We start from the raw sequence: 14,580 nt of genomic DNA on the forward strand, positions 1-14,580 counted from the left end.
TCCTCAAGCGTCGGATCGGGACCCCCTGGCGTCGGATTGGGCCCTGAGGCTTGCGACCAGGTCGGTCACGACCAGGGCGTCGTCCCATGACGGGGCCAGGGTCGGAAGGCCGCAGACCAGGCGGTAGAACTGGTTGTTGAGCAGCTCGCCGAACCCGGGTTCCAGGGGGAGTCGTTCCTCGTGGGAGCCGTGCTCGTCGGTCCAGCGGATCCGGTCGGGCATCTCGACCCAGGCCTCTCCCCGCTCGGCCCTGATCCGAAAGCCAGGGGGGGGCGTGGGCTGGCCTGCGTCGCCTTCGAGGTTCGGTCGGGCGAGGCCGACGTTGACGCGGGCGAGCGCCCCGCCGCCGAAGTCGGCGTCGAATCCTTCGAAGTCGGGTTCGGCGGCCTGGTCGGGCATGGGCGGCCCCCATCGGCCTGTCATCGAGAGGGGCTCTCGACCGAAGAGGAAACGGCACCAGTCGATGAGGTAGCTGCCGGGGTCGACCAGGAGCGGCGCGGGGGCCATCTGGGTGGTCGGGCCCGGCAGGCCGTAGCGGCTGAAGCCGGAATGCCAGGCCTGGCCCTGGATCTCGAAGGGGGGGCCGAGCGTGGTCGCCAGCAGTTCCCTGAGCCTGAGCGTGACGGGGTAGAACCGCCGGGCCAGCTCGGGCATGAAGGGGACCTTCGAGGCCTCCATCACCTCGCGCACGCGCGGCAGGTCGTCGCCCGCACCTGCGATGGGCAGGGCGCAGTAGATGGGCTTGCCCCGCTGCGCGGCCAGCTCGATCGAGCGGAGGCCGAACCACTGGGGGCTCAGCAAGTAGATGGCGTCGACGTCGGGAAGGTCGACCAGGGCGTTCAGCCCCAGCGGGGCAGCGCAGCCGAGCGATTGGGCCTCGGCCTGCGCCCGATGGGCCACCTGGTCGTAGACCGCGCGGATGACGAACCGATCCGAAAGGCGGGTCAGGGCGGGTCGGTGTCGGGCTTCCCAGAGCCGGCCGAGCCCGATGACGCCGACGCGGACACGGGCCATTCTCTCCGCGGCCAAAGGGGCACCCTCCCGATCCTGGTCTGGCGGGCGGCATCGAGGCCGCCCTTCCTTCCTCATCTGATGTCGCGTGAATTCGACATCGAGCGTACCAGGCCTCGGGCTGATCGGCCACATCGGTTGGCCGATGCATCGCCGCCCGCCCGGTTCGCATCGTATAATTGAGCGAGGCCGACGAATAGAGCGGGGCGGTTGCAGCCGCATCCCGACCCACCGACGGAGGCGCTTGATGTCCGCGACGGGGTCAATTCCCGCGGCCGAAGATCCAGGCATCCCGATCAACCTGCCCGACATGGACGACGACCTGCGCGAGCGGGCCCTCCCCATCCGGCCCGGGGACTTGCTCCGGCTCATCGGCTCAGACCCCGAGCTGACGCCCGAGGAGCGCACCAAGCTCTCCCACCTCGGCGAGATCGTCGGCGGCCTCTTCCATAGCGAGTTCTACGACCGCCTGCGCGAGCTCAAGGAGCTCTACGCGCCCATCGACCCCGACTCGGACTATCTGGCGATCCCCGACTGCAGCCGCGAGCCGACGCCGGAGGCCACCCAGCTCTTCTTCGACCAGTTCGCCGCCACCATGATCAAGGCGAACTACCTGGAGCTCGATCACAGCGTGCTCCGGCAGGCCATCGCCGCCCCCAACGAGACCGGCCTGAACTTCGTCTCCGATTTCGGCATGTTCGAGCACCTGCGCGTCTTCGCCAGGGGGTTCACCCACATCAACCGGGTGGCCCGGACGTCGAGGACCAGGTACCGCAAGCGGACGGTGGTGCTGGACGCCTATCAGCGGATGGTTGTCGTCATCAAGTTCAAAGAGGGGAAGAAGTTAGGCACGATGGTGCGGAGCGACGCGGTCTACATGAGGCTGTTCAAGGACGTCCCGCACGTCGACATGGAGATGCACCTGCCCGAGCAGAGCAGCAAGGTCCGGATGCGCTGGATCGACCGGGCTCAGATCGCCTCGCCGCTGGTCTTCGGCCTCCCGGCCCTGGCCTTGAAGCTGGCGACCATCTCATTCTCGCCCTACATCCTGGGCGGGATCATGGCGGGGCCGATCTCGGCGGGTGTGAAGTCGTTCTTCGGGTTCCAGCGGGCCAAAGAGAAGCACATGTCCTCGGTGATCCGCAACCTCTACTACCTGACGCTGGCCAACAATGCCAGCGTGCTGACCCGCCTGATCGACTCGGCCGAGGAGGAGGAGTACAAGGAGACGATGCTGGGCTACTACTTCCTCTGGCGGGCCTCCTTGCACGGCGGAGAGGCGTTGGGACGCGACCACCTCGACCTGCACGTCGAACAGTTCCTCAACGACCGAACGGGCGCCGAGATCAACTTCGAGGTGACAGACTCACTCGAGAAGCTCGCCCGCCTCGGCCTTGCCATCAAGCGCCTGGACGGCACCTACCAGGCCACCCCCATCGACGAGGCGCTCGCACTTCTCGACGCACGCTGGGACGAGACCTTTCGCGCCGACAGGCACCCCAGCCGGACCAGGCAGGCGGCCAGCATGTTAAACAAGTTTTGAAGATTCTTCGCCTTTGCTCTTGCCCCCGTCCCGCCGTCATGGCCAGAATCATGTCGTCAATCCCGCCCCACCGCGAACCCTCGAGGCCGAGGCGAGCGTAGCAAGACTGTCTCGCGGCGCGCGCCGCGGGTCTGGTCCGGATCGTGCGATTCGACTAGACTGAGTCGAGATCGTGCCGCCTCGTGGTCGACGCCCACCGCCCCGACGCCCACCCTTGACGCGATCGCTCCCCCGCAAGGTGTGACCCCATGGCGACCTCTATGACCGATCCGAAGACGGCGGCCCCGGCGCGCCCGGGAATGCTCAACTCCCTCTGGCTGGCTTGCGACGCTATTTATCGGTTCCTGGCCTCGCTCAAGCTGGCCGTCATCTCGCTGAGCTCGCTGTCCGCCGTGCTGGCGTACGCGACGTTCTATGAGTCGTGGCACGGGACCGCGGCGGTCCAAGAGCAGATCTACCAGAGCGCCGGCTTCGCGGTGCTCCTGGCGTTCCTCGCGGCCAATATCCTGTGCGCTGCCACCATCCGCTTCCCCTGGAAGCGACGCCAGGCGGGGTTCGTCGTGACCCACGCCGGGCTCCTGATCCTGATCGCGGGGTCTTATTACAGCTTCAGGACGTCCAGGGAAGGGCAGGTCGCGCTCGAAGAGGCGACCCAGAGCAGCCAGCTCATGATCACCGATCACCCGATCCTCCGGGTCAGGCCGATCGACGCCCACACCGGGCAGGCGACCGAGGAAGTCGAGCTGGCGTTCCGCCCGGGCGTCTTCGCCTGGAAGCCGGGCCGGTTCGAAACCTTGACCCGTGAGAAGGATCCGTTCACGGTCGCCCTCAAGGCCCACCTGCCGGCCTCGCTGCCCAGCCGCGTCGTGGTCGATGCGACCGGCGGCTCGCCCTCGCTCAAGCTGCTCGCGCTGGCCAAGCCCCCCGGCGCGGCCGAGGCAGTGCCGATGTTCCGGTCCGAGAGCGAGAGCTGGTTCATGGTCGCACCCTCGAACAAGCTTTCGAGGGTCTCCAGGGTCGTCGGCCCCGCCCGCATCAGCTTCCAGTTCGTCACCAAGCCCGAGATGGTCGAGGACTTCCTCAACCCGCCCAAGGAGCTCGGCCCCAATGGTGCGGCCCGGTTCCGGTACAAGGACAAGACGGGCAAGGATCGGGTTTATGACCTGCCCGTCGACGGCAAGGGGGCGGCCAGCCCGTTCCAGCTCCCCGACAGCGACCTGACGGTCAGCTTCCAGCGGATGATCGAGTTCCCGACCGCCATCGAGGGGCGCGAGGAGGAGTCGAGCGAGTTCTACTCCATGGTCGGCGATGACGAGATCCCCATCGTCGAGTACAGCATCAAGAAGGGGGATGGCCCGGCGCTCCGTCACATGGGCTGGGGCATGCTTCCCACCGTCCCCAGCTTCATCCCCGATCCCGAGGACAAGTCCGGCACGACCGTGGGCCTGGCGGCGATCAGCTATTACTCGCTGCCCAAGCTCGACGGCTCGACCATGATGTCGCGTCGCGGGGTCATCGAGGTGATGGGCGACTCCGCCGGCAAGCTCTTCTACCGCACCTTCGGCCTGACCGAGGGGAACAAGGGGGTCGCCATCCGGGCTTCTGGCACGCTCCCGCTGGGCGAGAGCGTGCTGGGGATGGGGGGCGACAAGATGCCCATGACGCTCACCTTCAAGGCCGAGCGCTATCTCCAGACGGGCATCGAGAAGACGGTCTGCGAGGAGCTGAATCTCCCCGTCGGCCAGAAGGGCAACGGCATCCCGGCCGCACTCGTCGAGATGAAGGTCAACGGCGTGACCCGCGAGTTCTGGGCGCGTCGTTCGATCAGCTTCGACCAGAACTGGCAGACGATCCGGTTCCCGGACCAGTCGTTCCAGGTCTGCTACGACTTCGAGCGCGAGCCGTTGGGCTTCCACATCGACCTCGACGACTTCGACGTCAAGTTCGACCCCGGCACCGAGCAGGCATCGAGCTTCACCAGCAAGATCCGCCTGACCGACGAGGCCAGGAAGATCAAGGATCGGCCGGTGACCATCTCCATGAATGAGCCGATGGAGCATCGCGGCCTGACGTTCTACCAATCCAGCTACATCCGGTCGGAAGACCCGGCCACGCTCCGGCCCACCGGCAAGTTCCAATCGGTCTTCCAGGTGGCGGAAGACCCCGGCCGCCGGATCAAGTACGCCGGCAGCCTGCTGGTCGTGCTCGGAACGTTCATGCAGTTCTACATGAGGTCGGGGGTCTACAACCTGACCCGTCGCCGCGTCAAGCCGGCGGACATCGGCGGTTCCGACGCGCCCGACGTCAAGACGCCGAAGACCAAGCCGGCCGGCGAATACCTCGAAGACCTCTGAGTCGCCGAGGCCAAGGCCCGACGACTCAACCCCGCATGTTCGCCCACCGTCAGACCCCTGCCGGCCCACACCGCCGACGACACTGGAGCGACCCACCGATGCGACGAGTTCAATGGCCGGTGATGGGCCTCGCCCTCCTCTTGATCGGGGCCGATTCGCCCGGTCCCAAGCCGAACGGAGGCGGGCCGGGCTACGAGGCGGCCGGCAGCCTTCCCTTGATGCACCACGGCCGGGTCAAGCCGCTGGACACCATGGCCCGCGAAGAGATCAAGTCGATCTACGGCATCGAGACGATCAAGCTGAAGGGGCCCGACGGCGAGGTCAACCAGACCTGGAAGCCGACGGCCGCCTTCGTCGACATCCAGGCCAGGCCCGATGTCTGGGACGAGCTGCCGATCATCCTCGTCGAGTACCTCCCTTTGAAGCGGGTGCTCCTCGCCGGTGCCTTCGAGTCTCGCCTCAAGGCGATCATCGACAGCCCCGACTCGCCCGCCGCCGCCAAGACGATGGCCCAGGCGATCAAGCCCGAAGAGGTCAATGCCGACGAGCTGCGTGCCCTGGCCAAGGTGAAGGGGCTCGACGCCACCAATGCCAAAGGCCTGAACGACCTCGCCGACACTCTGGCCGAGGACCACAAGCGGCTGACCCCGCGTGAGCTCCAGGAAGGCCACGTCCACGTCGACGGCAAGCATCTGGACTTCGCCCAGTGGTGGCAGCAGCTCGCCCAGAAGAAGGGCGAGGCGATGGAGGACAACCTCTCCACGCTGGAGAGTAAGGCGGTCGAGGTCGGCGGCCGGCTGGCGGCCTACCAGATCATCCGCGACCGCCAGATCCGCTCGAATCCGATCCTCATCTTCCCGCGGCCCTTCAACGCCGCCGCGCTGAAGTTCACCGCCAAGGCCTACGACGCCGGCGTCAAGAACCGAGGGCAGGGCCTCAGCCCGCTCCAGATGGAGGCGGCCGAGTCGCTGCTGAAGTACTGGAACGACATCCAGATCGACGACCGGGCCGTGCCCGGTACCGACGCCAAGTTCGATGCCCGTTTCAGCGACTGGATGAAGGACAACTCCGCCTGGGTGCCGCTCAAGACAATCCTCGACAGCAAGCCCGAGGAGCTGGTCGAGGCCGGTTTCCCGGGCCCCCAGGTCGAGGCCTTCCGCGCCGCCTTCGCCGCCTTCGAGGAGGCCGAGCGTTCGAGCCCGGGCGCCGTCGCCCTCGAGCCCGCCAAGGCACTCATCGCCTCGGCCCGAGAAGTCGGCCAGGAGATCAACCCGAAGGCCTATCCGGCGATCGAGGAGGTCGGCCGCGAGCTGACCTTCAACGAGGTCGCCCCCTTCTACAAGGCCCAGTATGCCTACGGCCTCGGCCTGGTCCTGCTGATGCTGGCCCTGCCGATCAAGGCGAGCAAGACGATGGTGGGACGGCTCGGCCAGGCGCTCTACGGTGCGGGCATGGCCGGATTCCTGGCGGGCATCGGGCTGGAGATCTACGGCTTCTACCTCAGGGTCATGATCTCCGGTTGGGCGCCGGTGACGAACATGTACGAGACGGTGGTCTGGGTGGCCCTGGTGACGGCGGTGCTCGGCCTGGTCTTCGAGCTGATCTACCCTCGACGCGTGGTCGCGACCGCGGCGACCGGCCTGGCCCTGCTGGCCTGCATGCTGGCGGCCAACGTCACGCTGCTCGACCCCAACATCAAGAGCCTCCAGCCAGTCCTGCGGAGCAACTACTGGCTCGTGATCCACGTGCTCTGCGAGGTGTCGAGCTACGCCGCGTTCGCCCTGGCGATGGGCCTGGGCATGATCGGCACAACCTACTACCTGACGGCCACCTACCGCCGCTCGCCCAGCTACAGCAGCCTGCTGCTCCCCCTGATCCCGGGCATCCCGCTTCTGGCCCTGGGCTGGACCGGCGTGCAGGCGGCCGGCGGCGCCTATGGAACCCAGTACGTCAACGACGGGCTCGGCTTCTATGTGGTCCTGCTGACGGCGGTCGTTGGCGGAGTGCTGACCGGTGCAGGCGTATTCGCCCCGCTGGGCGAGCTGGTCAATCGGCTCAGGTTCCGAGACGACGTCGAGACGGGCGCCGAGCTGGTTGCCGGCGAAGGGCCGACACCGGGCACCCCGGTGGCCTCGACCAACCCGGTCATCGCCGAGATCAGGGCCCGCGCCGCAGCCGAGGGGCCCGCGGTCAAGCTGGACTCTCGCGGCCTGGCGATGCAGGCGACGGCTTCGGTGGTGAAGCCGCTGGCCAACTACATCTACCGGACCATGCAGGTCGGCGTGCTCCTGATCGCCGCCGGCACGATCCTGGGCGGCGTGTGGGCCGACTACTCCTGGGGCCGGTTCTGGGGCTGGGATCCCAAGGAAGTCTGGGCGCTCATCACGCTGCTCATCTACCTAGTGCCGCTGCACGGGCGGTTCGCCGGCTGGGTGAACACGTTCACGCTGACGGTGGCGTCGGTGGCCTGCTTCATGTCGGTCTTGATGGCCTGGTACGGGGTGAATTTCGTCCTGGGCGTCGGCCTGCACAGCTACGGGTTCGCCGAGAAGGGGGGCCAGGGCGTCGTCATGGCCGTCTCCACCGGCATGCTCTCCTACTGCGCGGGTGCCGCCTGGCGTCGCCGCCTGGCCTCCGTCCCGCACCATCCGGTCGCCTGATCCCGGTTCCAAGTCAGCCCAACGACCGCAACTTCGACGCCCGGGTTAACCCCCGGGCGTCTTCCTTTCGAACGGTGTCGAGGGGGCTTATTCTGGGCGCCGGGTTCGTTTCGTCATGGCGCCAGGTCGAGGCGCCGGGTTCGTTTCGTTTTGAAGAGTCCGGGGCGCCGGGTTCGATTTGTCTTCCCAAGTTGTCGGGGAATCGGGGCTATCGCTTCGACCCCTCAGCCAGGAATCAAGGTGGTGGCCGCTCGCCCTTACGGTAGGTCATTGCGGCCTGTTTTTCGGCGATCGGAGATCGTAACCCATTACTGTCAAGATAGTTTGCGAAAATCGCGGTGCTCACTTTTCGCCCGGTTGTCTGGCCAGACTTCCAGGCTCGATACGGAACTGGAACACGGGGCGGGCAAGACCGTCGCGGCCGGGTTCGTCGGCGATCGGGTGGTCGGCAAGGTCGCGGGCGAGCAGTTCCAGGCGGTCGAGATCGAGGCCGAGAAGAGTCGGGCCGACAGCGACTCGTGCGTCTCGGAAGGAATCGGCCGCACGTCGGGCGTGGGAGGCGACGCCGATCGGTCGGCCCTCACGTACCTTGACGCCGGCGGCGGCCAGCTTGATGAGCCCCTTGACGACCTCGGCCACCGGGCCGGTCCGCCCTTGCGCATGCCAGTTGGCCTCCCACTCCTCGTGGGCCTCCCAGTAGTAGCCTGCGTTGAACAGGCGGCATGCACGCATGAAGTTCGGGGAGTCGTTCCAACGGTCAGCGACGATCGGACGGGCCACGGGACCGGGAACATTGCGAGAGTGGCCCAGCGGCGATGAGCGAGGGTGGGGCAGGCCCCGGCTGGGGATGTAGGTGTAGGCGGGGAATCCCTCGTCAACGCCCCCAGGCTCCTCATCGATTCCCGAGCGGTTGGTCAACGCGAGTCATCCCCCTGGCAGCGGCCAGTTAATGTGTCGAGCCATCGATTCGCTTGAAGAGACTTGAGGCGAGAAAACTTCCCACGCTTGGTTGTGGGTCCTGCGGAGTGCAAGCAGACGAATGGAGGTGGGGTCCAACCCGGTTGCGGACGGCAGACGCCGAGTGGAATGCGAGAGGCCTGCCGGTGGTTTACATCCGAAGAGATCGAGTCAGGCGTGTCGAGGCATAGGCCTCGCTCGGGGCGACGTCGGCGCTGTGACCGAATGTTCAAAAGCAGGACGGGCAGGAGACGGGATTCCATTCTAAACGACCGCGGAGAGCGCGGGATACGATCATGGCTCGCCAGTCCGTTATCAATAACTATGTAAATATGCTTATGCTTAGTTTCGTTGAAGTGAGACCGATTTCGCCCGTCGGACTTCCGCCGGCTCGGGCTGCTCGACCGCGATGGGGGCGGATGTTAGCCTATCTGGCGGGCTGCCACCCGGGGTGGCGGTCGCAGTGACGATCGGGTCGAGGGTTTTGCGTGGACCGTCCTTACGCTCCGATGATCGTGATCAACGCGGTGGGCCTCACTCCCAGGCTGCTGCCGCTGGCGCCCAGGCTCAATGCCCTGGCAACAGCCGGGTGGTTGCGGCCGTTGCGGGAGGTCTTGCCGGCGGTCACCTGCACGGCCCAGGCGAGCATGTTGACGGGCAAGACGGCGGCCGGGCATGGGGTGGTGGGCAATGGCTGGTACTTCCGCGAGACCGGGGAAGTTCGCTTCTGGCAGCAGTCGAATGCCCTGATCCAGGCCCCGCCAATCTATCAACTGGCGAAGCGGCAGGCCGAGGCTCGGGGTAAAAAATTCCGGGCGGCCAAGCTGTTCTGGTGGTTCAACCAGGGGGCCGACGTCGAGATCAGCGTCACGCCGAAGCCCTATTATGCGGCGGACGGGAACAAGGCGTTCGGCATCTGGGGGACGCCCGCGGGACGCACCGAGGCGCTGGAAGCGACGCTGGGGCCGTTCCCGTTCCGGACCTTCTGGGGGCCCTTGGCCGGCCTGCCGAGCACCGACTGGATCGCCCGCTGCGCCGCCGAGGTCGTGCGCGAGGATGCGCCCGACCTGACGATGGTCTACCTGCCGCATCTCGACTACGAGCCCCAGCGCAAAGGCCCGAGCGGCTGCGACATGGCGAAGCTCGTCGGCGAGCTGGACGAGGCATGCGCCCCACTGCTGGATGCCGCGAAGGCCGCCGGGGCGCGGGTCTGGGTGGTCAGCGAGTACGGACATTGCGACGTGTCGAGGCCCGTCTACCTCAACCGGATCCTGCGCCGGGAGGGACACTTTGCGGTGCGGCCCGGGCCGTTCGGCGAGGTCTTCGACCCCTTGACGAGCCGTGCGTTCGCGGTCTGCGACCATCAACTGGCCCATGTCTATGCGTCGAGGGCTGACGACCGGACGCGGATTAGGCGAAGGCTGGAGGCCGAGCCGGGGGTGGCCAGAGTGCTGGAAGGGGAGGCCCGCGCGGCCGTGGGCCTCGATCACCCGAGGTCGGGCGAGCTAGTCGTGCTGTCTGAGCGTGATTCGTGGTTCGCCTACCCGTTCTGGCTCGACGACGCGGCGGCCCCCGACTACGCGCGGACGGTGGACATCCATCGCAAGCCGGGATACGACCCGTGCGAGTTGTTCATCGACCCGACGTTGTCACTACCCAAGCTGCACCTGATGAGACGACTCTTGCAGAAGAAGCTGGGATTCCGCACGCTGTTCGACGTCACCCCGCTGGACGCCAGCCTTGTCCGAGGCAGCCACGGCCTTGCCGAGCCCGACCCGCTGGACCGTCCCCTGCTCATCGGCGACGGGCCCACACCAGGCGCCGACCTGGCGATGACCGACGTGTTCGGCCTCTGGTGCGGGGCGCTGGGCGTCGAGCCGTCCTGATCATTTTAAACGAAATCCATGACTTCTCACCAAGAAGGATCAACAATGACCGAGCCGATTCGCAAGATGTCGCGGGCACTCCCCTGGACCCTGGCCGCCGGGCTGCTGGTGGCCTGGGGCTCGCGCGAGGCGCTGCACGCCCGCGAGCGGGCCGAGGTCCTGGGCTCGAAGACGATCACGCTCGCCGACGTGAAGATGACCCCGTTCGTGGTCGACGGCAAGCAGGTCGGCGAGCTGGGCATCTACCTCGCCGGCGACACCCCGGGAAGCTCCCAGTTCGTCACGGGCCGCCTCGTCCTCAATCCCGGCGAGACGCCCCACCCGCCGCACGTTCACCCCGAGGAAGAGGTGATGGTCATCGAGCAGGGCGAGGGGGACATCGTCGTCGACGGCAAGGTGACGAAGGTCGGACCCGGCTCGGTGATGTACACGACCCCGAACGTGTCGCACGGCATCGTGAACACGGGCAAGGTGCCGATCGTGTTCTACTTCATGAAGTGGGTGGGGAAGGGAACGGGGAAGTGACCTTGATCGGGGGCCGCATGCTGTCGTGAGCCCGTGAGACAAGCAGGGCGCCATGGCGGTTGGGGAGGATTTCTCATCCCCTTGATCGCTTCTCGCTGGGCCATATCGAATCTGAGGCGGTTGCGATAACGCAGCTTACCGCAACCGCTGTTTACCCTTCGAGGGATAGGGATAACGAAGATCTACGTCTCGATGCTATCAGGCGAGGGGAGTCGGTTGTAGCACCGTGTTGAGAAGTTCCAGGGAGACGACCTCTCGCAACTCACCTCGATTGAACGCAGCAAGGAGGGCCTTCTCCGCCCGGTACTTTTCCCAGAACCGCTCCCATAACTTCGGGTGCTTTGGCGAAGGTATGCGGATTTTCCAGTGAACGTACTCGCAATCGGACCGGCACATGGGACAGTTGAGCGAGGGCACGTCCTGCGAACGTCGATACGATTTGCGGCAAGATATGCACACCCAAGTTCGTTGACTCATAGGTTGGCCTCGCAGCCGTCTGACCGGTGATTATTCGGAAGGAAGGTCGTGCCTAACCTAGCTGCCAGCCGCAATCGCCTATTGGTTATAACGCAGCGACGATCCCCAGAGCCATACGAGCCGAGGAATTGGCAAGTTGAAGTAAGGTAGGGTCCGCTGTGCGGACCGTCAGGTTTCACTCGCCGGTGCCCTCGATCGGTCGGCTACCGAAGGACAGGGGCTCCTCGGTGCGTCCCCAGTCGGCCGGGTAGGCGCCGAGTCTCACGAACCGGTGAAAGGAGCTATAGGGCCAGTCTTTCGGGGCGGAGACCAGTCCGTGTTTCACGGGGTTATAGTGGACATAGTCGTAATGGCGTTCCAGGTCGCCTTCGTCCCCGATGGAATGCTCCCAGAAGCGCCGTTGCCACACCCCCCGTCGCCGGTTCTTGCCCCGTGATTCGCTAACGACCTCCTCGGCCCCACCGCCAGCCACCCAAGCCTTCGTGAACTCCTTCTTGATCCACGCCCAGCGCACGGAGTACGCGGTATCACCCCGCGGCAGGGACCAGACCGTGTGAAGGTGGTCAGGCAGCAGTACGATGGCCTCGACGCGGAACGGCCACCGGGACCGGCAGTTGAGAAACGCCCGCCGCAAATGGTCTCGCGCCGCTGGATCCGTGAGGAACGGCGCGCGTCGCTCGGTGACCAGAGTGAAGAAGAACATCCCTCCCGGTACGTAAGCCCGGCGGTAGTTCGGCATCGCGCCTGTGAACCTTTCGAGACAGCCCGCACGAAACATCTGGTCCGCACAGCGGACCCTACTTTTATTCTCGGGTAGTTCCGTTAGTGCGAGAGGTTAGTTATTCGGCTCACTCTACCGCTCGATGACCTCACCGTGATCGTACCGCTCTGTCACGTCGCAGAGATCCACCAAATTTACTTCGTCGAGGAAGAGGATTTCCCCATTCTCCAAGGAATCGTCGAGGATGGAGATCTGGAGGTCGTAAAAGCCGTCGGGCAACTGGCCGGCGTGAGTGGAGACGGAGAACAGAAATCGCGGCGCGGTTGAGAGCCGCCAGGCTATAACATCGGCGTTCGCATCCAACGATGATCCGACCCATTGCAGGATACTGGGATCGATCCGCGCAGCGAGCGCCGTCGCCAGAAGACCAACGGACGTTGCACCGGGTACGGGCATGGAACTAGGTCGCTCAACAGTGCTGAAGTGGAATAGTGGTTGTGGCCTACCACGCATTCAGACATCTTCGCCAGACAATGGTACCTCGAGCCCAATATTCTGGACACATGAGCCGGAGCCTTGAGGGGCTGGCCGAATTAAGAGTACTGGAAATTCGGAACTCGTTAACCCGACAAAGGGATGAATCAACGAAGCACTCTCGAAAGAAGTCGCATGGGGGTCTTGCAGCCTACAAGATCAGGGCGTGTGCATCCGAACGTCTCAGGGGGCTTCGGATGCACCGCAGATTTGAGAGAGGACGGGGTCTTCGTGTTGCATGATGCCGGATTAAGGTGCCTCAGGCGGCTGAGGATCTCGCAGGCGCCATGCTCGTGCAACGCACGAGCATGGCACCCGAGGGGTCAGAACTCGAGGATCTTGGACATGCGGGCGACGACGTCCTTCAGCTCGGTCACGTCGCCGTAGCCGACCTCGGCGGTGATCCAGCCCTTGTAGCCGACGTCGACGAGGGCCTGGCGGACGGCCGGCCAGTCGATCTCGCCTTCGCCGAGGGAGTAGGAGAACCGCTTCTGCTTGGCGTATTCCTTGATGTGGATCTTGGCGATCCGGTCGCCCAGCTCGTGGATCCACTCCTGGGGGTAGCCGTACTCGACGACGTTGCCGACGTCGAAGTAAGCCTTGACCCAGGGGCTCTTGAAGCTGTCGACGTAGCCGGCGAACTCGGGGGCGCTGAGGAGGAACTTGTTCCAGACCTCCTCGATCGCCAGGATGATGCCGTGCTTCTCGGCGTCGGGCAGCAGGGTCTTGATGGCGGCCTGCGACCGCTCATAAGCCTGGCGATGGCTGACGCCCTTGCCGACGACGGCCGGCACGATCAGGACGGTGGTGCCGCCGTAGGCCTTGCAGTCCTCGATCTCCTTGCGGATTGCGACGAGTCCGCGCTCGACGACGGCCTTGTCGGGATCGGCCAAGGTGTCCTTCCAGTGGACCGAGCCGGAAACGCCGTGGATGACAATTCCGGTCTTGTCGCGCGCGGCGAGGACCTCTTCGCGGTCGAGCTGATTGGGGCTGATCAGCTCGACGCCCTCGAAGCCGGCGTCCTTGAGCCGCTTGAAGTGGTCGAGGATCGGCCCCTTGGTGACGCCGCCCAGCATGAACGCCTTCTTCCAGGCGGGAGCCTTGGGCGCCTGGGGGGCTGCGGTCGCCAGGGCGGGGGCGGCGGCCAGCGTGACGCCGGCGGCTTTCAGGAATGAGCGTCGGTCGATCGGGGACATGGATCCCTCCTCGTTTGAGGACAGGAAATCAGGATGAGCCCGCCGGCCTGTCCGGGGGGAGATCCAGGCTATCGGTGCCGGGGCGGGGGTGAAAGGGCTCGACGCACCCGAGGATTGATCTGTCGCGTCATTTCGACGTCGTCTCGAGCCGGAACGGATTGTCGATCAGGTCTCGAAGCATCGGGGCCGGCATGAACGCATTGAAGAGTCGATATGGATACTGCGACTTGCGGCCGTGGAAGCAGGTCGCGAGATAGGCGAAGTAGGCCGCATGCGTCAGTAAATCCTTCGTCACGATCTCGTCGCCCCGCGCGACCGGGTTTGTCAGCAGGCGGATCTGGTCGGGAGAGATCTCGCCAACCTGCTTCTGCCAGCGCGCGAGTTTCCCTGGATTTGTGCCGTAGGAGATCTCGAAGTAGGCCCCTTCGGCGTCCCAGCTCGCTCGCTCGAATTCCTCGAGGGCGGCGGTCCCTTCGAGGAAACGTCTCGTCACCTTGATGCCCTTGCGGCTGTTGATGTGGGGCAGGAGCTTCCAGATTCGTCGGCAGCAGGCGAGGCAATATTTCTTGACGAGCCGATCGAGATTGGCTTCATCACCGGGCCAGTTTGCGCGGAGCCACAGCAGCATCCCCGCCGCATCGTCCGATCGCAGCCACTCCTCTTCGGTCATGCGAACGCTCGCGAGTCCGGCGTGAATCTTGATGGCTCGGAGACCC

At 65.4% G+C, this 14,580-nt stretch carries 11 protein-coding genes; 5 read left to right on the forward strand and 6 right to left on the reverse strand.

The annotated features are described in order from the left end of the window. Positions 1-3 precede the first annotated feature (3 nt). Positions 4-1,029, reverse strand: a complete 1,026-nt coding sequence (locus EP7_RS05755) for a Gfo/Idh/MocA family protein (protein WP_463526724.1) — start codon at positions 1,027-1,029, stop codon at positions 4-6. Positions 1,030-1,258: 229 nt separating this feature from the next. Between EP7_RS05755 and EP7_RS05760 the strand changes: the two genes are divergently transcribed. From EP7_RS05760 to EP7_RS05770, 3 genes are all read left to right on the forward strand, one after another. Then, positions 1,259-2,554: a DUF3754 domain-containing protein gene (locus EP7_RS05760; protein ID WP_463526726.1), complete on the forward strand. Its 1,296-nt coding sequence runs from the start codon at positions 1,259-1,261 to the stop codon at positions 2,552-2,554. A 248-nt stretch (positions 2,555-2,802) separates the two neighbouring features. Beyond that, positions 2,803-4,908 (forward strand): cytochrome c biogenesis ResB family protein, encoded by a 2,106-nt coding sequence (locus tag EP7_RS05765; protein ID WP_463526728.1) that lies wholly within the window; start codon positions 2,803-2,805, stop codon positions 4,906-4,908. Positions 4,909-6,446: 1,538 nt separating this feature from the next. Further along, positions 6,447-7,568: a cytochrome c biogenesis protein gene (locus EP7_RS05770; protein ID WP_463528371.1), complete on the forward strand. Its 1,122-nt coding sequence runs from the start codon at positions 6,447-6,449 to the stop codon at positions 7,566-7,568. 342 nt (positions 7,569-7,910) lie between these two features. On the opposite strand, the gene EP7_RS05775 is transcribed toward EP7_RS05770, so the two are convergent. Next, positions 7,911-8,486, reverse strand: coding sequence for a DUF309 domain-containing protein (locus EP7_RS05775; RefSeq protein WP_463526730.1), 576 nt, complete (start codon positions 8,484-8,486; stop codon positions 7,911-7,913). A gap of 527 nt (positions 8,487-9,013) precedes the next feature. Between EP7_RS05775 and EP7_RS05780 the strand changes: the two genes are divergently transcribed. Both EP7_RS05780 and EP7_RS05785 read left to right on the forward strand, forming a co-directional pair. Continuing rightward, positions 9,014-10,411, forward strand: a complete 1,398-nt coding sequence (locus tag EP7_RS05780) for an alkaline phosphatase family protein (RefSeq protein WP_463526732.1) — start codon at positions 9,014-9,016, stop codon at positions 10,409-10,411. Between the two features lie 45 nt (positions 10,412-10,456). Next, complete coding sequence (locus EP7_RS05785) at positions 10,457-10,936, forward strand: cupin domain-containing protein (RefSeq protein WP_463526734.1); 480 nt, start codon at positions 10,457-10,459, stop codon at positions 10,934-10,936. Between the two features lie 652 nt (positions 10,937-11,588). Here the strand turns inward: EP7_RS05785 and EP7_RS05790 are convergent. The 4 genes from EP7_RS05790 to EP7_RS05805 all read right to left on the reverse strand — a co-directional run bounded on the left by EP7_RS05790 (position 11,589) and on the right by EP7_RS05805 (position 14,534). Continuing rightward, positions 11,589-12,152, reverse strand: coding sequence for an REP-associated tyrosine transposase (locus EP7_RS05790; RefSeq protein ID WP_463526736.1), 564 nt, complete (start codon positions 12,150-12,152; stop codon positions 11,589-11,591). Positions 12,153-12,266: 114 nt separating this feature from the next. Further along, positions 12,267-12,590 (reverse strand): hypothetical protein, encoded by a 324-nt coding sequence (locus tag EP7_RS05795; protein ID WP_463526738.1) that lies wholly within the window; start codon positions 12,588-12,590, stop codon positions 12,267-12,269. Positions 12,591-12,991: 401 nt separating this feature from the next. Further along, positions 12,992-13,864, reverse strand: coding sequence for a sugar phosphate isomerase/epimerase family protein (locus tag EP7_RS05800; RefSeq protein ID WP_463526740.1), 873 nt, complete (start codon positions 13,862-13,864; stop codon positions 12,992-12,994). 127 nt (positions 13,865-13,991) lie between these two features. Then, on the reverse strand, positions 13,992-14,534 hold the full coding sequence (locus EP7_RS05805; protein ID WP_463526742.1) for a hypothetical protein: 543 nt from the start codon (positions 14,532-14,534) through the stop codon (positions 13,992-13,994). Positions 14,535-14,580: the final 46 nt, after the last annotated feature.

The sequence above is a fragment of the Isosphaeraceae bacterium EP7 genome (assembly GCA_038400315.1).
Taxonomy (GTDB): Bacteria; Planctomycetota; Planctomycetia; order Isosphaerales; family Isosphaeraceae; genus EP7.